Genomic DNA, 21,667 nt, shown 5'->3' on the forward strand with positions numbered 1-21,667 from the left:
ATTCGAACGGGAGCGATATGAACAAGGCGGCGTGGCTGGTGGCGGGGTTGGCAATGGCGGGGGCGTCTCATGCGGCGGAGCTGACGCCGGTGCAAAAGCAGATGCGCTCGATTTATCAGGAGCTGGTGGAGACCAACACCACTAACTCGGTCGGGTCCTGCACCGTGGCCGCGCAAAAAATGGCCAAGCGCCTCAAGACGGCCGGTTTCAAGGACAGCGAGCTGCAGATCATCATCCCACCCGGCGGGCCGAAAAAAGGCAATCTGGTGGCGCGTCTGAAGGGCGACGGCAGTAAAAAGCCGCTGCTGCTGCTGGCCCATATCGATGTGGTCGAGGCCAAGCGCGAGGACTGGGAGCGCGATCCGTTCAAGTTGATCGAGGAAGACGGCGTTTTCTACGCGCGCGGTTCGTCCGACGACAAGGCCATGGCTGCGTCCTTCGTCAACAACATGATCCTGTACAAAAAGGAAAAGCTGGTGCTGAAGCGCGACATTATCCTGGCGCTGACCTGCGACGAGGAGCTGGTGCCGTCCGACTTTGACGGCGCCGAGTACCTGGTCAAGCACCACCGTCCGCTGATCGAAGCTGAAATCGCGCTCAACGAAGGCGGCGGCGGTCTGCTGGACAAGGAAGGCAAGCCGGTACGCCACGGCATCCAGGCCGGCGAGAAGATCTATCAAAGCTTCCAGTTGGAAGTGACCAATCCCGGCGGCCACAGCTCGGCGCCGTACAAGGACAACGCGATCTATCACCTGGCCGAAGGGCTGGCACGACTCGGTCAGTTCTCGTTCCCGTTTAAGTTGTCGCCGGTGACGCGGGCCTACTACGAGCGCATGTCGAAGATCGAAAAAGGGCAGGTGGCGGAAGACATGAAGGCCATCCTGCAGGATCCGCCCGACCAGGCCGCGCTGGACCGTCTGTACGCGGTCAGCCCGGTGCACAATTCCACCGTGCGTACCACCTGCGTCGCCACCAAGGTCGATGCCGGTCATGCCGACAATGCGCTGCCGCAGCGCGCCCGCGCCACCGTCAACTGCCGCATTCTGCCGGGCGAGCCGATCGCGGAGGTGCAGGCCACGCTGCAGCGCGTGGTGGCTGATGACAAGATCAAGATCAGCCGCATTGGCGATGGCGTCGATGGCCCGATGCCGCCTATGACGCCGGTGTTGATGAAGGCGGTGGAAGAGATCAGCAACGATATGTGGCCGGGCGTGCCGGTGATACCGACCATGTCCACCGGCGGCACCGATGGTCGTTTCCTCAACAACGCCGGCATCTGGACCTATGGCATCAGCGGCATGTTCCACGGCCCGGAGGGCAGTGGCGCGCACGGTTTGAATGAGCACATTCGCGTCAAGTCGCTGTACGACGGTCAGGAATACCTGTACCGCCTCGGCAAGCGCTTGGCGACGGAGTAACACCGCGTCGTTCCCGCGCAGGCGGGAACCTATGCTGAGCGAGCGTTCTATGGGTCCCCGCCTGCGCGGGGACGACGATTAATCCGGGACGATGATGCGCCAGCGCCAGGGTTTGATCACGGTCGGACCGGGATCGCCGGCCAGCTTGTACTTCTGCGGCTGGCCGCTCAGGTTGACGATCACCCGCACGTGGTTGGCGCCTTGCTGGCGCTTGAAGGCAAACACCTGTTCGTTGCCGACGTCCAGCAACTGCAGCGCGCCGCCGGCGGTGCCGTTCCACAGCGCCGGGTTCTGCTTCTTCAGCGCGTTCAGACCAGTGTAGAAGCCTTCCAGCGGATAGTTCTTCCAGTCGATGGCATCCTTCTCGAAGAATTCCAGCTTTTTGGCCAGCCCGGATTCCTGGCCGTTGTAGGCCAGCGGGATGCCGGGCAGGGTGTAGCTCAGCACCGTCATCGCGCCCCACGCCGGGCCATACAGCTCGGCGTCCGCACCCTGCCACGAGTTGATGTCGTGGTTATTGGTGAACTGCATGCGGTAAGCGTCGCGCGGGAACGCCTTCGGCGGATTGTTCAACAGCGCGCGCAGGTCGTTGGCGTTGGCCTGGCCTTTGGCGATCTTGATCATCAGCGCGTTCAGCGGCCAGTCGTAGCTGGCGTCGAACGCTTTCTCGTGCAGCTCGGGTGTGTTCCACTCGGCCAGCATGAACACTGGCTTGATCTTGTCCAGCTGCGCGCGCGCCTGGTCCCAGAACTCGGTCGGCACCAGGCCGGCGGCATCACAGCGGAAGCCGTCGATGCCGGCTTCCTTGACCCAGTAGGCCATGGCGTCGGTCATGCCCTTCCACAGCGCCTTGTTGCTGTAGTCAAGGCCGACCACGTCGGTCCATTCCTCCATCTCGCCGGCTTCGTTCTTGAAGGTGACGGAGTAGATTTCACCCTTGTCGTTCTTCTTGAACCAGTCCGGATGCTGCTCTAGCCACGGATTGTCCCAGGCGGTGTGGTTGCCCACCCAGTCCAGGATCACGTGCATGCCCAGCGCGTGCGCCTGTTTGACCAGCTTGCGCAGATCATCCAGCGTGCCGTAGTCCGGATTGACGGCGGTGTAGTCCTGCACCGCGTAGTAGCTGCCCAGCGTGCCCTTGTGGTTCTTCTTGCCGATCGGGTGGATCGGCATCAGCCAGACGATGTCGACGCCCATCGCCTTCAGGCGCGGCAACTGGGCGGTCACCGCGTTCAGCGTGCCCTCCTGGCTGAACTGGCGCAGGTTGACTTCATACACATTCGAACTGCGCGTCCACGCCGGATGTTTCGGTTCGGCGTGGGCGGCGGTGGTGAATAACGTCGCCAGGATCAGCGAGGCGGCAAGCTTTTTCATACGTCTCCTTATTTTTTCAGCGTGCGTTCAAACAGCTGGTCAATGCGGCGGTATTCGTCGTACCACGATTCCGGATGCACGAAGCCGTGGCGTTCCAGCGGATATGAGGCCAGTTCCCAGTTATCCTTTTTCAGTTCGATGAAGCGCTGGGTCATGCGCACCGAGTCCTGATAGAACACGTTGTCGTCCACCATGCCGTGGGCGATCAGCAGATGGCCTTTCAGCCGGTCCGCATATTCGATCGGCGACGATACCTTGTACGCTTCCGGGTCCAGCTCCGGCGAGTTCAGGATGTTGGCAGTGTACTCGTGATTGTAGGTGGTCCAGTCGGTGACAGGGCGCAGCGCGGCGCCGGCCTTGAACTGGTCCGGTGCGCGCAGCAGCGCCATGAAGGTCATGAAGCCGCCGTAGCTGCCGCCGTAGATGCCGACATTGGCGGCGTCACCCTGCTGATTGGCCACCATCCAGTTCAGGCCATCGACGTAGTCTTCCAGTTCCGGATGGCCCATCTGGCGGTAGATCGCGGTACGCCAGTTGCGGCCATAGCCCAGCGAGGCGCGGTAGTCCATGTCCAGCACGATGTAACCCTGCTGCACCAGCAGGTTGTGGAACATCTGCTCGCGGAAGTAAACCGGATAGCGCTTGGTCACGTTCTGCAGATAGCCGGCGCCGTGCACGAACATCACCACCGGATATTTTTTGCCCGCTTCCAGCGTGGCCGGGCGATACAGCTTGGCCCAGACTGGATCGACGCCATGCGTGGATGGCACGGCGACGATTTCAGGTTGCACCCATTCGCGCGCTTTGTAGTCGGCGCTGCGGGTGTCGGTCAGCTGGGTCAGCGCGCCGCCGCTGGCGGCCACGGTGCCGATCTGGGTTGGCATGTAGGCGGTCGAGTAGCGCACCAGCAGCTTGCGGCCATCCGGCGACAGCGTGTAGCCTTCGATGCCGCCTTGCGACGTCAGTTCCTTCAGCGCGCCGTCCTTGGTGCTGGTCGAGCAGACTTCATAAGTGCCCGGCAGTTTTGGGTTGCACATGAAGTAGGCGGTCTGGCCGTCCGACGACCAGGTCACGTTCGATTCTTCCCATTTGCCCGAGGTGAGGGCGCGCGTCTTGCCGTCGGCGGCGCGCAGGTACAGATGCGAGTAGCCGCTTTCTTCCGACTCGTACCACAGCGTGCTGTTGTCCGGCTGCCAGCCGAAGTCATTGCCACGGTTGTTGACCCAGGCCGCGTCGCTCAGGCGATGCAGCGGTTGCAGCTTGCCGGCCGCCAGATCGACGCCGGCGATCCAGCGGTCCTTGTTGTCGATGGCCTGCGCCATCACCGCCACGCGCGCGCCGTTGGTGCTCCAGCGGATCGATTCCTCGCGGCCTTCGAAACGCACGCCGCGATTGCCTTTCAGCGGATCGAGCTTCTGCGCCGCGCGCATCGCCGCCAGCGGATCTTCCTTGATGCCGGGCAGGTCGTCCAGCGACAGGTCGGTGACTTTGCGGGTCGCCACTTCCACCAGTTTCAGATCGTGCTTGAGCGGGCCGGCTTCGCTGACGCGCTTGCGTTCATCATCGGTCTCTTCGTAGCCCGACTCGGTGACATAGCGTGGCATCTTGCCGACGCGGCGCTTGTCGCCATCCTTGGCGGCGGTGACCACCAGCAGATAGCGGCCGTCCGGCGACAGCGAGCTGGTTTCGATGGTGACCTTGTCGCCCAGGTAGACCGGCAGCGGCGCGCGGGTGGCGTCGGCGCTGCGGTCGGCGTTGCGTTGTTCGCGGGTTTCATCCTTTTCGTGCTTGACGCGGGCCAGCGTCGACATCAGGCGCAACTGCATGTCGCGGCGGAAGTCGGCATCGGGCGCGGCGTCCGGATCTTTGGCGGTGCGCAGCAGCACCAGCGGCGATACCAGGCGCTCGGCGCGGCTCCAGCTGTACCAGTCGCTGCCGACGCGGAACTGCACGTGGTTGCCATCGGCCGCGTATTGCGCATCGGCGGCCGGCGTGGTGCCCTTGATGATTTGCGTCAGCGCGCCGGTTTTCAGATCGCGCTCGAACAGATCGCCGTTGCGCAGCAGGATGGCGCGCGTGCGTTCACGGTTGAAGACTGGATCGGCGCTATCCATGTTGGACAGCTGTTTTTCTTCCACCAGTTTGGCGGCGGCGCCGTTGATCTGATACGTGTCGCGCACGGCGGAACCGCTGCGTTTCTGCTTGTAGTAGATCTGGTGGCTATCCCAGCCCCACCAGGCGGTTTCCACCGGGTTGCCGATCCAGTCCGGATTGGCCATGGCTTGATCGAGGGTGATGGGTGTCGGTGTGGCGTTGACGCTGGCCGCAATCGCAGTCGCCAGCAAAGGCAGTACAAAACGCATCGGTAGTTTCGCTTGTAGGTTGGGTGAACAGGGGCGCCGGATCGCGGCGCGTTCCAGATTCTAGCCCAAGCTTTAACTCCGGGCCATCTTGTCGGTTTGGCCATGGCCGGCATCGGGGCCGCCACGGCGTGGCGCCAGCCGCAAGGCCCACAGCAGGATGGCGCCGGCCGCGAGGTACAGCACGATCAGCGCGGCCAGCATGGCGGCGCTGCCGCCCCAGTGTAGCAGGCGTTCGCACAGCGGCGGTCCGAAGGCGCCGCCCAGCAGGCCGACGCTGCCAACCAGTGCGATGCCGCTGGCGGCGCTGCGCCGGTTCAGCATCCCGGTGACGATGGACATCAGCAGCGGCGCGGCGGAAGCGATGCCCAGCGATGCCAGCGTCAGGCCGGCCAGCGACCAGGTGAGACCATTGTCGGCGGCGATGGCGAGACCGAGGCCGCCGGTCGCCAGCACCATGCAGGCGATGAAGTGGCCGCGCCGTTCACGGCGGCGGTCGGAGTCGTAGCCGATTGCGATCATGCCGATCACGCCGGCCAGGTTGGGGATCGCGGCCAGCAAGCCAATTTGCAGATGGTTGCCGGCACCCCAGCGCTGCATCAGCGCCGGCGACCAGAATATCAGCGCGTAGCTGGCTCCCATCAGAAGCAGGTTGGCCAGCGCGAGCAGACTAATGGTCGGCTGCCGCAGCAGCGTCCACAAGGTATCGACCGCCGAGGGTGCTTCCTCGTCTTCGCTGCGGGTGTCGTCATCGGTGGTGGAGCCGTTCAGCGCCAGTTCGTCGCGCTCCAGATCCTGTTCGATCATCTGCTGTTCGAACGACGACAACCAGCGCGCATCCTCCGGTTTATCGTCAAGGTAGAAGTAAGCCGCCACGCCGAGCAGCGTGGCCGGCAGTCCTTGCATCACCAGCAGCCATTGCCAGCCAGCCAGGCCGCCGTACTGGTTCATATACTGCAGCGTGGCGCCGCACAGCGGACCGGCCACCACGCCGGCCAGCAGCGCGGCCGAAGCGAAGATGGCGATCACGCGCGCGCGCCGCGCTGCCGGATACCAGTAGGTGAGATAGAGGATCACGCCGGGGAAGAAGCCGGCTTCGAACACGCCCAGCATGAAGCGGATCAGATAGAACTCGATCGGCTCTCGCACAAACGCGGCGGCGGCGGCGGTGACGCCCCAGCACAGCATAATGCGCAGCAGCGTCTTGCGGGCGCCGATTTTTTCCAGTAGCAGATTGCTGGGAATCTCGAACAGGCAGTAGCCGATGAAGAAAGCGCCGGCGCCCCAGGCATACACCTGGTCGCTGAAATCCAGACTGGCGCCCATCTGCAGCTTGGCGTAGCTGACGTTGACGCGGTCCAGATACGCCACCGCATAGCACAGCATCAGCAACGGCAGCAGGCGCCAACTGACCTTGCGGTAAATCGCATTCATGCCGGCCGCGCCGCGCAGATGGAGGATGCGGGCGCTGTGGCTCATGGGGAACTCCGTTCGACCCGCAGCTGGCGCAGGTAATTCAGTGGCGCGAGGTCGGTGGCGGAAGTGGTCTGCATATTGGCGATATTAGCCGCCAGATTTTGCGGAAGCAAGCTTTAGAGTCGTGCGCCGGAACTCAAAACAACAGTGGCCAGAATGGACCGCGCCGCAGGGCTGGATGCACCATCGTGGCGCGCTGTATCACTCTCAAGATTGGAAGTGTCGGCCTGACGCCGATAGCGGATCAGAAGGCCGAGGCGCGGTAGCCCATCGCACCGCGCTGCGGCCGCAGTTCCGGGCGCGAGGCGGCATCGTCATCGTCCTGCGCCAGGAACTTGCTGCCGATTTCGAACCACTCCTCGCTGGAGATGACTTTCTGCGCCAGTGGCAGCAGTTCCTGTTCCTCCTTGTCGAGGCGCTTGAGCAGATTCTGGCAATACAGATCGACCGTCTTGCACAGGAACTTGCCCTGCGACGCGCTACGGCGCATGGCGCGGCGCAGACAGCGGTAGACCGCGTTCAGCATCGCGCTACCGCGTTTGCTGAGCGATTCCAGATCGTTCATCAGCGCGGTGCAATTCTGGTCGGCCGCGCGCACCGCCGGCATCAGACAGGCTTCCACCTTGTGCTGATGACGCGCTTCGGCAAAGCGAGTCAGTTGCTGCAATTGGGATTCAATGAACACAGGATCGATTTCCTGCGGACGGCGCGCGATCGACTGCACGTACTGCAGCAGACGCGAAATGAAGTGGCGTTCTTTCTTTTGCTCGATAGACAGTGTCAACAAGACATAGGTGGCAGTAAGCATAGCGTTTCCCGTATTTCGTGTGACTTCGGCTGCGCGGTGGTCGTCGCAGAGGAGCCAACGTGCCCGAGGTTGAAGCTGCTACCTTAGCGCGCTCGAGAGGCTCATACAACGCCGATTTACAATTGTTCACAACTAGTTGTGAGGCAATACAAAGCGAAGCATTACCGGCGGGGAAAACGAATTGCGCACACGTCAAGCCGGCAGGAACGTGCACTTTTTCACCTGGCTGAGTTAACGATTATGCCCTGATTTTGTGCGTGAAAATACGCGATTTATTGCAGAGTCCAAAAATAATTTCTATCAATGTCCACTTCGGGGTCAGTTCTCAAAATCGGACATTGGGTAGCGCGCTACCCAATGTCCGGTTTTGAGAACTGACCCCGAAGTGGGGACACCGCAGTGGGGAGTTCAGGCGCGGGGTTCGCCCAGATAGAAGCTGCGCGGTGCGGCCAGGCCGGCTTTGACTTGGCGCGATGGTTCGTCGGTCAGCACTTCGTCGTCGCCGGCTTCCAGGGCGCGCACGATGGCGGCGGCGATCACGGCTGGCGAGGATTTCGGTGCGTCGATGCCGTTGGTCATGTCGGTGTCCATATAGCCCATGTGGGCGCCCAGCACTTGGGTGTTCTGGCCGCGCAGTTCGCCGCGCAGGCTGTTGGTGAAGCCCCAGGCGGCGGCTTTGGAGGCGCTGTAGGTGCCGGTGGTGGGGAAGCTGGCCCAGCTCAGCGCGGACAGGATGTTGACGATGGCGCCGCCGCCGTTGCGGCCCAGTACCGGCGCAAACGCGTGGCTCAGCGCCAGCGGGGCGAAGAAGTTGGTTTCCAGTTCGGCGCGCGCGGCCGCCAGCGCGTCGGGACCGGTGACGCCGCCCACCACGTGGATGCCGGCGTTATTGATCAGGATGGTGAGGTCGGGGATCGCTTGCACGGCGGCGGCGATGTCGGCGGCGTTGGTGACGTCCAGCTTGAGCGGGGTCACGCCGGCGATGTCGACCGTGGCGGGGTTGCGGGCCGCCGCATACACTTTGCGCGCGCCGGCCGCGACGGCCGCTTGCGCCAGTGCTTTGCCCAAGCCACGGTTGGCGCCGGTTACCAGGACGACGGAGTCTTTGATGTTCATGATGCTTCCTTTCGAGGTTAAGTTTAACAACAATATGACCGGTCGTCTTAAAAACGGCCGAAAAAAAATTCAAGTCAACAGGCGGTCCAGTACCACACGTACAAAACGTTCCAGCGGCGCCCGGCTGTGCTCGGCCTTGGCGCGCAGCACCGCGCCTTGCCAGGCGTCGTTGACGAAGCCGGCCAGTTCGGCGGCCGGCAGGGCGCTGGCGATGCTGCCATCCTGCTGGCCGGCGGCGATTACCGCCGTCAACTGGGCGCTGGAGCCGTCAAACGCGGCTTGCATGGCGCTGCGCATGGCCGGGATCTGATTGCTCAACTCGGTACTGAAATTGCCAAGCAGGCAGCCATGCTGGAAATCGTTGGCGGCGTTGCCGGCGATCATGCCGTCAAAATACTGTTGCAGACGCTGGCGCGGCGTCAGCGCGGCATCGTGCAGCACCGTCGCCAGTGTGCCCACCGCGTCGACATAACGTTGCAATACTTCCAGCCCCAGCGCTTCCTTGCTGGCGAAGTGGTTGTAGAACGAGCCTTTCGGTACCCCGGCCGCCTCGGTGATGTCCTGCACGCTGGTGGCGTTGAAGCCTTTGCTGTGCAGTAACTCCAGGCTGCTGGTGACGATTTGCTCTTTGACGTTAGGTTTAGCCATGTATCTAATATGACCGGTCGTCTTAAATAAGTCAAGCACTATTTTTCGCGTGCTCAGGCAAGTTGCGTAAAGTAACAAAGCCCGCCATTTTTCCGCCACGCATGTCGAGCTTGGTATCATGTCCGCTATCCGGCCACAAGCCGGTATTTTTCTTATAACTCGGAGAGACCGAATGAGATTCCCCCTGTTGCTGCTGGGTACCGCTATCGCGGCCAGCGCCACGGCCGCGCCGCGCGGCTTTACCGTAGAAGACCTGGTCAAGATGGAGCGCGTAGGCAGCCCGGTGCTGTCGCCGGACGCCAGCCGCGTGGTGTACACCGTGCGCTCGACCGATCTGGACAAGAACCGTGGCAATACCCAGCTGTGGCTGCTGGATCTGCGCACTCCGAAAGCGGCTCCGGTACGCCTGACCCAGGCCGCCGCCAGCAGCACGGACCCGGAATGGGCGCCGGATGGCCAATCGATTTATTTTCTGTCCGGCCGCTCCGGTTCGTCGCAGGTGTGGCGTCTGCCGCTGAGCGGCGGCGAAGCCAGCAAGGTCACCGATCTGCCGCTGGATGTCGACAACTTCCGCCTGTCGCCGCAAGGTGATCGCCTGCTGTTCAGCATGGCCGTGTTCCGCGATTGCGCCGATCTGGCTTGCAGCAAGACGCGTCTCGACGATCTGGCCAAGGTCAAGGCCAGCGGCAAGGTGTACGACAAGCTGTTCGTGCGCCACTGGGATACCTGGGCCGATGGCCGCAACAATGTGCTGTACTCGGCGCCGATCGATACCAGCGGCAAGGTCAGCGTGCAGCCGGTCAGCCTGAGCGGCAAGCTGGATGGCGATGTGCCGTCCAAGCCGTTTGGCGACCATGACGAATACCACTTCAGCCCGGACGGCAAGACCGTCGCCTTCTCGGCCCGCATCGCCGGCAAGACCGAAGCCTGGTCGACCAACTTCGACGTCTACACCGTGCCAGCCACCGGCGGCGAGCCAACCAATCTGACCGCCGACAACAAAGCCTGGGACACCAAGGCCATCTACTCGCCGGACGGTAAAACCCTGGCCTACGTGGCGATGGACAAACCAACCTTCGAGGCCGACCGCTTCCACCTGGTGCTGATCGACGTCGCCACCGGCAAGAAGCGCACTGTGGCCGATAACTGGGACCGCTCGATCGCCGACTTCCGTTGGGCACCGGACAGCAAGTCCGTGCTGGCGCTGGCGGACGACATCGGCCAGCATCGCCTGTTCTCGATCGACACCGCCAACGGCAAGGTGAGCGCTGTAACCGGCAAAGGCTATGTGGCCGGCTTCGATGTGGCCAAGGACACCATCGTGATGGCGCACGCCAGCCTGACCGCCGGCGCGCAGCTGTACAAATTCAAACTGGGCGGCAGCGCCGACAAGGCCGAGCAGCTGACCCACCTGAACGAAGCCGCGCTGGCCGACGTCAAGTTCGGCGAGTTCGAGCAGTTCTCCTTCACCGGTGCCAACGGCGAAACCGTGTACGGCCACGTGATGAAGCCATGGAACGCGCAGCCGGGCCAGAAGTATCCGATCGCCTTCCTGGTGCACGGCGGCCCGCAGGGCAGCTTTGGCAACTCGTGGAGCTATCGCTGGAATCCGCAGGTGTACGCCGGCGCTGGCTATGCGACCGTGTTCATCGACTTCCACGGTTCCACCGGTTACGGCCAGAAGTTCACCGACTCGATCAGCGGTGACTGGGGCGGCAAGCCGCTGGAAGACCTGCAAAAAGGTCTGGCGGCGGCAGTGGCCAAATATCCATGGCTGGACCGCGAGAATAGCTGCGCACTGGGCGCGTCCTACGGCGGCTACATGATGAACTGGATTCAGGGTAGCTGGAGCGATGGCTTCAAGTGCATCGTCAACCACGACGGCGTGTTTGATACCCGTGGCATGGGCTTCTCGACCGAAGAAATCTGGTTCACCGAATGGGAAAACGGCGGCGCGTATTTCGACGTGCCGCAGAACTACGAGAAGTTCAACCCGGCGCTGAAGGTGAAGAACTGGAAGACGCCAATGCTGGTGGTGCAGGGCGATATGGACTTCCGCATCCCGACCGCGCAGGGACTGGGCGCCTTCACCGCGCTGCAGCGCCAGGGCATTCCGAGCAAATTGCTGTTCTTCCCGGATGAGAATCACTGGGTACTGAAACCGGCCAACTCGGTGCTGTGGCATCACACCGTGATCGACTGGCTGAATACCTACATCAAGAAATAAGCGGGAGCGCACATGAAAAAATATCTGATTGCCAGCGCCATCGCGCTGGCTTTCGGTGGCGCTCACGCCGCCGATACCGCCGCACCCGCGCCACGCGCGGAAAATGCCTATCTGTCGCAAGTTGACGCCGCCGCCCGCGCGGCGCGCGTCAGCAATGTCGACTACACGCTGGAATTCGCGCTGACCGGCAAGGAAAGCTTCAGCGGCAAGACCACGCTGAGCTTCGACCTGTCCGACGCCGCGCAAGCGCTGACCATTGACCTCGACAAGGCCAACATCAGCAGCTTGACCGTCAACGGCAAGACCGTCGCACCGCAATACAACCAGTGGTTCATCACACTGGCGGCGGCCGACCTGGTGGCCGGTCGCAACACCGTCACCATCGAGTACACGCGCCTGCACAGCACCAATGGTGAAGGCTTGCACCGCATGGTCGACCCGGTCGATGGCCGCGTCTACACATACAGCCACTTCGAGCCGGCCGCCGCGCACCAGATGTTCCCGGTGTTCGACCAGCCGGATTTGAAAGGCACCTACCAGATCACCGTCACCACGCCGGCCGACTGGGTAGTGTCGTCCACCAAGCGCGAAACCAGCGTGCAGGACATCGACGGCGGCAAACGCTGGAGCTTCCCGCGCACCAAAAAACTGAGCCCGTATAACTTCTCCATGCACGCCGGCCCGTACAAGGTCTGGGAAGACAACAGCGGCAAATATCCGATGCGTTTATTCGCGCGCCAATCGGTGGCATCGCAGGTATCGCCGGCGGACTGGTTCAAGTACACCAAGGCCGGCCTGGCCTTCTTCGACCAGTACTTCGGCATCCCTTACCAGTTTGAGAAGTACGACCAGCTGCTGGTGCCAGACTTCCTTTACGGCGCGATGGAAAACGCCGCCGCCATCACCTTTGCCGAAGGCCGCTTCCTGCACAAGGAAGAAATGACCTCGGCGCAGAAGCAATCGCTGGCCGGCGTCATCATGCACGAAATGGCGCACCAGTGGTTTGGCGATCTGGTCACCATGAAGTGGTGGAACGGCCTGTGGTTGAACGAAAGCTTTGCCTCCTTCATGGGCACGCTGGCCACCTCCGAGGCGACCGAGTTCACCAACGCCTGGCAAAGCTTCTACTCCAGCGGCAAGCAGGAGGCATACGTGCAGGATGCGCGCGTGACCACGCACGCGGTCGAAACGCCGGTGCCATCGACCGCCAATGCCTTCGACAACATCGACGCCATCACCTACTCGAAAGGCGCGTCGACGCTGAAGCAGCTGCGCCATCTGCTGGGTGAAGAAGTGTTCCGTCAGGGCGTGCACAACTACCTGATCAAGTACCAGTACCGCAATGCCACGCTGGATGACTTCATCGGCAGCCTGGCGGCGGCCGCCAACCGTGACCTCAGCGGCTGGACCCAGGAGTGGTTGTACCAGCCGGGCGTCAACACCATCACCGCTGATTACAGCTGCGCTGGTGGCAAGGTAAGCTCGTTCACGCTGCGTCAAAGCGCGCCGAATCCCGAACTGCCGACGCTGCGCGAACAGCGCGTGCAAGTGGGTCTGTTCAAACTGGGTGCGGACGGCCTCGCGCTGAGCAAGAACGTCGCCATCACTTACAAGGGCGCCGCTACTGCGGTGCCGGAGCTGAACGGCGCGGCTTGCCCGGACCTGGTCTATCCGAACTACCAGGACTGGGGCTTCGCCAAAGTGCGGCTGGATAAAAAATCGTTCGCTACCGCCCAGCATAGCCTGAGCAAAGTGAACGATCCGCTGCTGCGCTCCATGCTGTGGCAAAGCCTGTGGGACGGCGTGCGCGATGCCCAGCTGCCGCTCAACGAGTACCTGAAAACCGTGTTGGCCAACGCGCCGGCCGAGAAGGACTACACGCTGCTGGGCGATATCCTCGAAAAGGTCAAAGCCTCGGTCGGCTACCTGAATCTGATGGGCGATAGCGCCTACAAGAAACAGGTGACACTGCAGCTGGAGCAGATGGCATTCAAGGCCACCAAATCGGCCAGCGACAAAAACTTCCAGCGTCGCTGGTTCTCGACCTATCTGCAAGTAGCAAGCAGTCCGGCCGCGCTGAAGCAGCTGGCGGCCATCCTCGACGGCAAGCTGGTGGTGCCGGGCCTGAACGTATCGCAGGATGTGCGCTGGGACATCATCAAGCGCCTGAACCGCTACGCCTATCCAGGCGCGGACGCCTTGCTGGCGGTCGAGCAGCAGAAGGACAAGTCCGATAGCGGCCAGCAGGCAGCGATCGCGGCGGCGGTAATCCGTCCAGAGCCAAAGGTGAAAGCCGAATGGCTGGCCACCATTAGCGACCTGAAGACCACACTGCCGTTCTCCAAAGTGCGTACCGCCATGGGCAGCATGTATCCGGAAGAGCAGAGGTCACTGGGTGAAGTGAGCGCGGCGCAACGTCTGGCCACGCTGGGCGACGTCGACAAAGCGGCCGGCCCGGTCTACATGCGTCCCTACGGCGCATCGATGATCCCGGCCACCTGCACCCCGGCCAGCCTGCAGCGTCTGGATGAAACCATCGCCAAACTGCCAAACCTGTCCACCGGCACCCACCGCTGGTTACTGGTAACGCGCCAGGAAGACCAGCGCTGCATCGCCATCAAACAAGCGATGACCGCGCACTGATCGCGCGCCGCGTCATGCAGAAAGCCAGCCTGCGGGCTGGCTTTTTTTTATCTCACATCGGCGGGGATGGCGAGGGTGCGGGTGTTGATGACGCACTGGCCGGCGCGGCAGCTGGCGCCGGGATCGCTGATGGCGGTGCAGGTCGACATCATGCCCTGGCGGGCGTCGTCGGCGCGGCGGGCGGTGGCGTGTTGTTGGACCAGCGCTTTGAGCTGGGCGCCGTCGCTGTTTTTGCTCGACCACGCCAGGTAGTTCTCCGGCCCGCCGCACGCTTTGGCGCCGACGCCGATGGTGTGGCATTGGCTGTCACTATCGCAACTGAGGTTGCTGTTGGCGGATTGGATTTGCTGCCACAGCGCGACCGCGCCGTTGGGCGTGTCGGCCGGCGGCTGGGCGCCGGCGCAGGCGGTGAGGATTAACAGGCTGGCCGCAGCCAGGCGCAGGGTATGGGAAAGGTTTTTCATGGCCGCTTCAATTCCTTGGTTGAATTACTAAGGCTCGCGCAATCGTGCTTTGCGCGCCATGCCGTCCGGTCCGAACAAGATCGTGAACTCGGCCGGCTGCTCGCTCTTGCGGATGGCCGGATAGGTGTATCGCCACATCTGGTAGCCGCTGTCGAAGCTTACCACTTGCGCAGGTCCAAGGCGGCTTAGCATTTGCGTGGTGCTGACGTAACCGGCGTTGATGCTGGTGTCGTCCGGGCCGGGCGGGCCGTCCATGTCGTCGAACGATAGCAAGGTGTCATCGGACCAGCTGCGGTCCCATAGCGGCGCGTAGTAGCTGCGGTCGAGCAGCACCTGGCAATCGCAATAGGGCAGGGTGGCTGGCGTCTGTGTGCCGCCGGCGTACAGCGCGTTGAACGGTAGCGTGGCGCGGCGTTCGCCATCTTGCAGGGTGACGGCAAAGACCGGGCGTTCGGCGAAGAACAGGTAGTTGCCATCTGGTGTGCCGCATACGCGCTCGGGGCTGGTGAACCATTGGGTGTTGTTGGATAGCAGACCGGCTTCGACGCCGACCAGGCATTCGAGTCGCAAATCGCCCAGGCGGCGCTTGTCGGCAGGGACGCCGGGACTGCGCACGTCGGCGCGCCAGGTCAGGGTGCTGGTCTTGCGGCTGGCGATCAGGGCGGCGTCTTCGCGCGCGGCGTCGGGGTTGCGCGGCAGGATGAAGCTGTGGTCGGGTGCGACCGGTACCGGCAGCGAGACGGTGTCGCCGGCGACGCGCAGGGTGATGCCGTCCAGCTGCGTGGTCGGTAGCCGTGGCAGCAGCAGGAAGCGCAGCGTGGCTTGCGGCGCCAGCGCGTGATGGCGTTCAAACAGGTCCATCCCGGCCAGCATGTTGCGGTAGGACTTGTCGACCGGGTCGCGCGTGGCGCTGACGGTGACGCTGGGCGCCTGCTGCGCCGTCGCGCCGGCCATCAGCAGCGACAGTGCCAGGCAGAGGGAGTATCGGTAACGCATGCCGCCATGGTACGAGCCTGCGATCCGGTACGGCGCACCGTACGGGCTGCGGGCGACGCGGCCCCGGCCGCCGCCGCAGCGGGGCCGCATTTCAGTGCCCGGCTTGCGCCTCGATCCAGCGCAGCAGTTCGCGGCCGAACACGCGGGTGCGGGCGGTGTCGACCTGGCGCTGTTTGTAGGCGGCGTGGCTCGCCGGTCCGGTCAGGCTGCGCTGGTAGCTGTCCTCGTCCATCAGCTGGATTTCGTATTCGAAGAAGAAGCCGACATCGTAATCCTGCTCCGGCAACGCATCCAGCTGCTGCACGTGGATCATCTTGCGCGCCGTGATCTGCATGCTGTTGAAGCCGACCCCGCTATGCGGATTGTCGCAACGCGTTTGCGGCTGGGCGATATCGGCAAGTTCGCGGTCCATGGCGCGCAGCAGTTCCAGCGGATAGCCCTTGCTGTGCTCCAGCTCGGCCCGATGGCGGCAGAACACTTCCTTGGCGGCGTCCATGTCCAGCAGCGTGTTGCGGGTACGCCCGGCATCGACATTGGTGACCGACAGCAGATGCGCGCGCTGCAGCGTGCGCAGCGCCAGCAGGCATTCGCAGCGGGTGGCAAACACCAGCCGCACGCCGAGATAATCGAAGATGTCTGCCGCCAGATAGGCCGCTTTTTGCAACAGCTTGAGCAGGATGCTGCCGCGTCCCTTGTTGTCCTTGCGGTCGTAGTGCAGCAGTGGCAGGCACAGGTCGCCGTCGGTCAGATAGTGGCGCTCGCCATCGTGCCGTATCACTTCGTCCAGCGCGCCAAACACCTGGGCGCGGATGGCGTGGAAATGGCGCAGCTTGAGGTTGTTGTCGATGTAGAAAATCCCGTGCATCACCTTCAGCACCGCGCACGCCCACAGCCGTCGCACGTCAACCTGCTGGCCGCGCAGCGAGGCATACACCAGCAGTTGCAAGGGATCGTCCGGCTCCGCCACCTCGGGCGGTATCAGCGCCGCCTGCGCCGGCGTCAGGAAGGTGGTGCGGATGAAGGCCACCGCTTCCTGCTGGGCGCGCCGGATCACGCCGACCGTGGCCGGCTGTTCGAAGTCGAAACCGTACTCGCGCGCGAACTGGTGCGCATCGTGCAGATTGCGCAATGCCAGCGCGCCCAGATCGATCGCCGACACGCCATTGGCGATCGCGTTCAGATAGCTCCAGTTGAGCGACAGCTTGTCGCCGCAGCCGAGCGTGGCCCGCAGTTCTGTCATGTCTCCTCCCAGCGTCGTGCTTTTATAATAATAAGTTGTCGCTTGGCACTATAATAACGCCCTTTGCCTGTTCCCTTCATTAATCATGATACTTAAGCTGGTCGATGTCCGCCTGACCGCACTGGCCGCCTGGTTTGCGCGCCGCACCGCCTTCCTCAACCATCCGCGCGCCGGCCTGTGGGCTGCCGTGCTGGTGCCTGTACTGCTGGGACTGCTGTCGCTCAGCAGCGGCCAGGACGATGGCTGGGACATGCGCAACTACCATCTGTACAACGTCCATGCGCTGCTCAATGACCGCATCGGCTGGGATCTGGCGCCGGCCGGTTTCCAGAGCTATTTCAATCCTACGCTGGATCTGCCTTATTACTATCTGCACCAATGGCTGCCGCCGCGCGCAGTGGGTTTTGTGCTGGGCGCGCTGCACGGACTGGGCTTTGTGCTGTTGCTCGGTATCGCTCGCCAATTGCTGGGTGCCAGCGCGCCGCGCCGACTGATCGTGCTGCTGGCGATCGCCGGCACCTGCGCACCCGGCTTCCTCAGCGAGTTGGGCAACAGCATGGGCGATAACCTGAGCGCATTGCCTGCACTGGCTGCGCTGTATATTTTGTTGCGACAATGGGAAACGTTACCGCAGTGGGGTGGGCGCGCGGCGCTGGCGCTGCTGGGCGCCGGTCTGGGGATGGGACTGAGCACGGGACTCAAGCTGACCAATGCGGTGTATGCGGTGGCGCTGTGTTTGGCTTTGCTGAGCGTGCCGCTGACCTGGTGGCAGCGGCTGCGGCTGGCCGTGGTGTGCGGCATCGGCGTGCTGGTCGGTATCGCCACCAGCGGCGGCTGGTGGATGCTCAAGATGTGGCACACCTTCGGCAACCCGCTGTTCCCGCAATTTAATAGCCTGTTCCACAGCCCGCTGGCGCCCGAGAACGGCGTCATCGATGTGTTCTACCGTCCGCACGGCTGGCTGGAATATCTGTTCTGGCCGTTCATCTTTGCCTTCAACCCGCGACGCGTGTCGGAGATTCCGCTCAAGCTGGCGCTGTGGCCGGTGTTGTACGCGGTATTGTTGACGCTGCTGGTGGTGTGGTGGCGCAAGCGCGCCGAGCGTCAACTGGCACCACGCAGCGTGTTCCTGCTGCTGTTCGTGGCGCTGGGCTATCTGGTGTGGATGCATATGTTCAGCATTTACCGCTATCTGGTGCCGCTGGAGTTGCTGGCGCCGCTCGCGATCTGGCTGGCGTGGCAGTACATTGCGCCGCAGGCGCAACGGGTGGCTGGCGCGGTGCTGACCTTGCTGGTGCTGGCCGTGTTCCCGATCGCTAACTGGGGCCATGCCGATTGGGCCGAACAGGCGTTCAGCGCCGAGTTGCCGGCGATGGCGCAACCGGCCGACAGCATTGTGTTTTTCGCGCAGCCGGACCCGCCGTCAGGCTGGATGGCCACCTTCCTGCCGCCGGAGGCGCGCGTGATTGCGCTCGACACCGGGATGCCGGATTCGCCAGCATGGCGCGCGCGGCAGCAGGCCGCCATCGCGGAACGTCCCGGGCCGCACTATCTGGTGCTCAGCGCCGCCCGCAACGATCGTGATGGCACCCGTCTGCGTAAGCTGGCCGCCGCGCAGTGGCTGGGCCTGACCGATGACGCGGCCGGCTGCAACCGGCTGGAAGGTCTGATGAAAAAGGTACGGCTGCAAGTCGAGCTGCGTCGCTTGCCAAGCGGCGGCTGCACCTTCGACCTGCTGCCTCAGCACCGCATCGACCTGGCCGCACAAGACCGCGCCACCATCGCTCAGGCAGGGCAGCGCTTGCAGGACTACGGCTTGCAGCTGGATAGCGATAACTGCACCACGCAGCGCGCGGCGGTCGGCGCTGAACCGCGTCCTTTCCTGTGGTGTGGCGTGCGCAAGGCGCACGATTAAGGATGTCATGGAGTGGTCATAAAGGCCGCGTATGCTGGGGCGCTTGCGCGCCAGCGTGCGCGCCTCTAACCTGAACGGATCCACCATGACCATCGCCTACACCGACGTCAACGACACCCTGCGCCGCGTCGCGTTGACCGGCCGCCTCGACATCGCCGGCACCGACGCCATCGCCCTGCAATTCACCGCCCTGACCGCCGCGGCCCACCAGCGCGCCGTGGTCGATCTGAGCGCGGTTGATTTCCTGGCCTCGATCGGCATCCGCGCCATCGTCGCCAACGCGCGCGCGATGCAAGCACGTGGTTCGCGCATGGTGCTGTTCGTTGGTGACAACGCGCCGGTGGCCAAGACCCTGAGCACCACCGGCATCGATGCCGTGATTCCGATGTTCAGCGATCTGGCCCAGGCCGACGAGGCGGCACTGGCTTGAACGTGGTTCGCAATCACGCCACGCTGGCGCTGCAGGCGCACGTCGACGAGCTGCGTCGCGCCGCCGGCTGGCTGCACGCCGAAGCCGGCGCGCGCGCGGTGCCGGACGAGGCGATCGGCCGGCTCGACCTGTGTCTGCACGAGGCGTTGGCCAATATTCTCGATCACAGCGGCCTGGCGGCCGACGCTACCTTGCAACTGGCGTTGCACCTGCAACCCGGCAGCGCCACGCTGACGCTGCTCGACAGCGGCCATCCGTATGATCCGACCATGGCGCCGGCACCGGCGCGGCCCACCACGCTGGCCGACACCCTGCCTGGCGGACTGGGCGTGGTGATGCTGCGCAGCCAGGCCGACCAGCTGGCCTATGAACATCGCGACGGCAGCAATCAGCTGCAAATCACGGTGCGCTGGGGCGAGGCTGCATGAGCGACGGTAACAGCGACGGCGCGGGCGGCCGACATGGCGCCTCGCGCCGGCCATTCCACCGGCGCGGTGAGCGCCGTCACGGTCTCGATCATCTGCTGCAACAGCCGCGCCACGACAATCACTGCGTGCACGGCGAGCGCCGGCGCGAGGGCATGGACTGGATCGGCCTGTTCCGCCAGGCCAGCGCCGATGCGGTGGAAGCCGCGCTGGCCGAAGCCGAAGTGCTGGAACTGCCGGCCGACGCGCCGCTGCTGCACTACGGCGAAGCCAACCACAATGTCTACATTCTGCTGTCCGGCGCGCTGAACGTGCACCTGGACGGCAAGGCCGGCAGCGCCGGTGCGATCGCCATCCTGCCCGGCGAGGTGATCGGCGAACTGTCCGCCATCGACGGCGCGCCGGTGTCGGCGCTGGTGGTGGCCAGCGCCGCCTCGCAGGTGCTGCAACTGTCGCGCGAGCTGTTCTGGCAAAAGCTGATGGCGCTGCCCGGCGTCGCCAGCAATCTGATGACCACGCTGAGCGGACGCATGCGCCGCGCCAACGATGCCGCGTTGCTGGCTCAACGCGCGGCGCTGGAATTGCAGCATCTGCGCAAGGAACTGGACATCGCGCGCCAGCTGCAAGTCAGCATGCTGCCATTGCAGCGTCCGTTGTTCCCCGAGCGCGTCGACCTGCATGCCTGCGGATTGATGGAGCCGGCCTCGCACGTCGGCGGCGATCTGTTCGATGCCTTTTTCATCGACGAGCACCTGCTGTTCATTTGCATCGGTGACGTCTCCGGCCACGGTGTCGCGGCCGCGCTGTTCATGGCGCGGGCGATTGGCCTGCTGCGCGTGCTGGCGATGAGCATCACCGAGCCGGATCTATTGCTGGCCACGCTGAACGAGCGTCTGTGCGCCGGCAACGATACCAATCTGTTCCTGACGCTGTTCTGCGGTTTTCTCGATGTCGATACCGGTTTGCTGCGCTATTCGAACGGCGGCCATTGCCCGCCGATGCTGTTGAGCGGCGGCGTCGCCAGCCTGCTGACGATACCGAAAGGCGTGCTGGTTGGCGCCTTCCCCGGCCTGAAGTTCGGCGCCATGGAAACCGTGCTGGCGCCGGGCGACACGCTGCTGTGCTACACCGACGGCGTGACCGAGGCAGCCAACGCCGCCGGCGAGGAATTTTCCGAGGAGCGCTGCCTGGCGCTGCTGTCCGCTTGGTCGCCGCAAGAGCCGTTGCCGGAGGCGCTGGACGCGCTGCGACATGCGGTCAGCACCTTCACCGGCCAGCCGCTGCTGGACGACGATTGCACCATGCTAGCGCTGCGCAGGCCGGGCTGATCTGCCTCATCTGGGTTAGATGCGCAGTCTTGCAATAAGTTCTACAATGTCCGCAAGATAATCACCTTCCGGAGTGCGCATGTCCTTCCTGATCGTTCTTGCAGCGCTGGTGTTTCTGATGCTGGCCGCGTATCGCGGCTACAGCGTGATTCTGTTTGCGCCGCTGGCGGCGTTGGGCGCGGTGCTGCTGACCGATCCGGGCGCGGTGGCGCCGGTGTTCAGCGGAATCTTCATGGACAAGCTGGTGGGCTTCGTCAAACTGTACTTCCCGGTGTTTTTGCTGGGGGCGGTGTTTGGCAAGTTGATTGAGCTGTCGGGATTTTCCGAGTCGATTGTGGTGGCGGCCATCAAGTACATCGGCCGCACCCGCGCCAACGCGGTGATCGTGCTGGTGTGCGCGCTGCTGACGTATGGCGGGGTGTCGCTGTTTGTGGTGGTGTTTGCCGTGTATCCGTTTGCGGCCGAGCTTTACCGGCAGAGCAATATACCCAAGCGACTGATGCCGGGCGCGATTGCGCTGGGCGCGTTCTCGTTCACCATGGATACCTTGCCGGGCACGCCGCAGATTCAGAATATTATTCCCACCACGTTCTTTAAGACCACCGGCTGGGCAGCGCCGTGGCTGGGCGTGATCGGCTCGATCGCCACGCTGGCCGCCGGCCTGGCGTTCCTCGAATGGCGCCGCCGCAGTGTGATGGCCAGCGGGGAGGGCTACGATAGCGCGGCTACCGCCGCCGCATCGCCCGCCGCCGCGACCGCGCACGGCGCCACCTCCGCCGCCACCGGCGCCGCCGCAGCC

17 protein-coding genes are annotated in these 21,667 nt (G+C 63.6%); 8 read left to right on the top strand and 9 right to left on the bottom strand.

Going from position 1 to position 21,667, the window contains the following annotated elements; genetic code table 11:
- Nucleotides 1-17 precede the first annotated feature (17 nt).
- A complete protein-coding gene (locus tag GJ699_RS28410; protein ID WP_154382793.1) occupies nt 18-1,418 on the top strand; it encodes a M20/M25/M40 family metallo-hydrolase in 1,401 nt (466 codons plus the stop codon).
- 78 nt (nt 1,419-1,496) lie between these two features.
- On the opposite strand, the gene GJ699_RS28415 is transcribed toward GJ699_RS28410, so the two are convergent.
- The 6 genes from GJ699_RS28415 to GJ699_RS28440 form a co-directional block, all read right to left on the bottom strand.
- Nucleotides 1,497-2,792: an alpha-amylase family glycosyl hydrolase gene (locus tag GJ699_RS28415; protein WP_154382795.1), complete on the bottom strand. Its 1,296-nt coding sequence runs from the start codon at nt 2,790-2,792 to the stop codon at nt 1,497-1,499.
- Nucleotides 2,793-2,800: 8 nt separating this feature from the next.
- The gene (locus tag GJ699_RS28420; RefSeq protein ID WP_154382797.1) at nt 2,801-5,155 is read right to left on the bottom strand and encodes a S9 family peptidase; all 2,355 of its coding nucleotides are present in this window, start codon (nt 5,153-5,155) and stop codon (nt 2,801-2,803) included.
- A gap of 72 nt (nt 5,156-5,227) precedes the next feature.
- Nucleotides 5,228-6,631 (bottom strand): MFS transporter, encoded by a 1,404-nt coding sequence (locus GJ699_RS28425; protein ID WP_154382799.1) that lies wholly within the window; start codon nt 6,629-6,631, stop codon nt 5,228-5,230.
- Nucleotides 6,632-6,872: 241 nt separating this feature from the next.
- Nucleotides 6,873-7,436 (bottom strand): hemerythrin domain-containing protein, encoded by a 564-nt coding sequence (locus tag GJ699_RS28430; RefSeq protein ID WP_154382800.1) that lies wholly within the window; start codon nt 7,434-7,436, stop codon nt 6,873-6,875.
- 408 nt (nt 7,437-7,844) lie between these two features.
- Nucleotides 7,845-8,552: an SDR family oxidoreductase gene (locus tag GJ699_RS28435; protein WP_154382801.1), complete on the bottom strand. Its 708-nt coding sequence runs from the start codon at nt 8,550-8,552 to the stop codon at nt 7,845-7,847.
- Between the two features lie 69 nt (nt 8,553-8,621).
- Nucleotides 8,622-9,200, bottom strand: a complete 579-nt coding sequence (locus tag GJ699_RS28440; RefSeq protein ID WP_154382802.1) for a TetR/AcrR family transcriptional regulator — start codon at nt 9,198-9,200, stop codon at nt 8,622-8,624.
- 172 nt (nt 9,201-9,372) lie between these two features.
- On the opposite strand from GJ699_RS28440, the gene GJ699_RS28445 reads away from it, so the two are divergent.
- Nucleotides 9,373-11,427 (top strand): alpha/beta hydrolase family protein, encoded by a 2,055-nt coding sequence (locus GJ699_RS28445; RefSeq protein ID WP_154382803.1) that lies wholly within the window; start codon nt 9,373-9,375, stop codon nt 11,425-11,427.
- 12 nt (nt 11,428-11,439) lie between these two features.
- The gene (gene pepN, locus GJ699_RS28450; RefSeq protein WP_154382804.1) at nt 11,440-14,070 is read left to right on the top strand and encodes an aminopeptidase N; all 2,631 of its coding nucleotides are present in this window, start codon (nt 11,440-11,442) and stop codon (nt 14,068-14,070) included.
- A gap of 47 nt (nt 14,071-14,117) precedes the next feature.
- Here the strand turns inward: pepN and GJ699_RS28455 are convergent, their stop codons facing one another.
- Genes GJ699_RS28455 through GJ699_RS28465 form a run of 3 tightly spaced genes read right to left on the bottom strand, consistent with a single transcriptional unit; the run spans nt 14,118 to nt 16,770 of the window.
- Nucleotides 14,118-14,534: a hypothetical protein gene (locus GJ699_RS28455; protein WP_154382805.1), complete on the bottom strand. Its 417-nt coding sequence runs from the start codon at nt 14,532-14,534 to the stop codon at nt 14,118-14,120.
- Between the two features lie 27 nt (nt 14,535-14,561).
- Nucleotides 14,562-15,620 carry a hypothetical protein gene (locus GJ699_RS28460; RefSeq protein WP_229262341.1) on the bottom strand — a complete coding sequence of 353 codons (1,059 nt, stop codon included), beginning with the start codon at nt 15,618-15,620 and terminating at the stop codon, nt 14,562-14,564.
- A gap of 1 nt (nt 15,621) precedes the next feature.
- A complete protein-coding gene (locus GJ699_RS28465) occupies nt 15,622-16,770 on the bottom strand; it encodes a TIGR04552 family protein (protein WP_154382806.1) in 1,149 nt (382 codons plus the stop codon).
- An 85-nt stretch (nt 16,771-16,855) separates the two neighbouring features.
- Between GJ699_RS28465 and GJ699_RS28470 the strand changes: the two genes are divergently transcribed.
- The 5 genes from GJ699_RS28470 to GJ699_RS28490 form a co-directional block, all read left to right on the top strand.
- A complete protein-coding gene (locus GJ699_RS28470; RefSeq protein ID WP_154382807.1) occupies nt 16,856-18,685 on the top strand; it encodes a hypothetical protein in 1,830 nt (609 codons plus the stop codon).
- An 85-nt stretch (nt 18,686-18,770) separates the two neighbouring features.
- The gene (locus GJ699_RS28475; RefSeq protein WP_154382808.1) at nt 18,771-19,115 is read left to right on the top strand and encodes an STAS domain-containing protein; all 345 of its coding nucleotides are present in this window, start codon (nt 18,771-18,773) and stop codon (nt 19,113-19,115) included.
- Nucleotides 19,116-19,117: 2 nt separating this feature from the next.
- The gene (locus GJ699_RS28480) at nt 19,118-19,543 is read left to right on the top strand and encodes an ATP-binding protein (RefSeq protein WP_371867699.1); all 426 of its coding nucleotides are present in this window, start codon (nt 19,118-19,120) and stop codon (nt 19,541-19,543) included.
- Nucleotides 19,540-20,868, top strand: coding sequence for a PP2C family protein-serine/threonine phosphatase (locus GJ699_RS28485; protein ID WP_154382810.1), 1,329 nt, complete (start codon nt 19,540-19,542; stop codon nt 20,866-20,868). The genes GJ699_RS28480 and GJ699_RS28485 overlap by 4 nt, the downstream gene beginning before the upstream one ends.
- A gap of 79 nt (nt 20,869-20,947) precedes the next feature.
- A partial coding sequence (locus tag GJ699_RS28490; RefSeq protein WP_371867697.1) for a GntP family permease occupies nt 20,948-21,667 on the top strand: 720 nt, incomplete at its 3' end.

The organism is Duganella guangzhouensis (genome assembly GCF_009674535.1).
In the GTDB taxonomy this organism is placed as follows: Bacteria; Pseudomonadota; Gammaproteobacteria; order Burkholderiales; family Burkholderiaceae_D; genus Rugamonas; species Rugamonas guangzhouensis.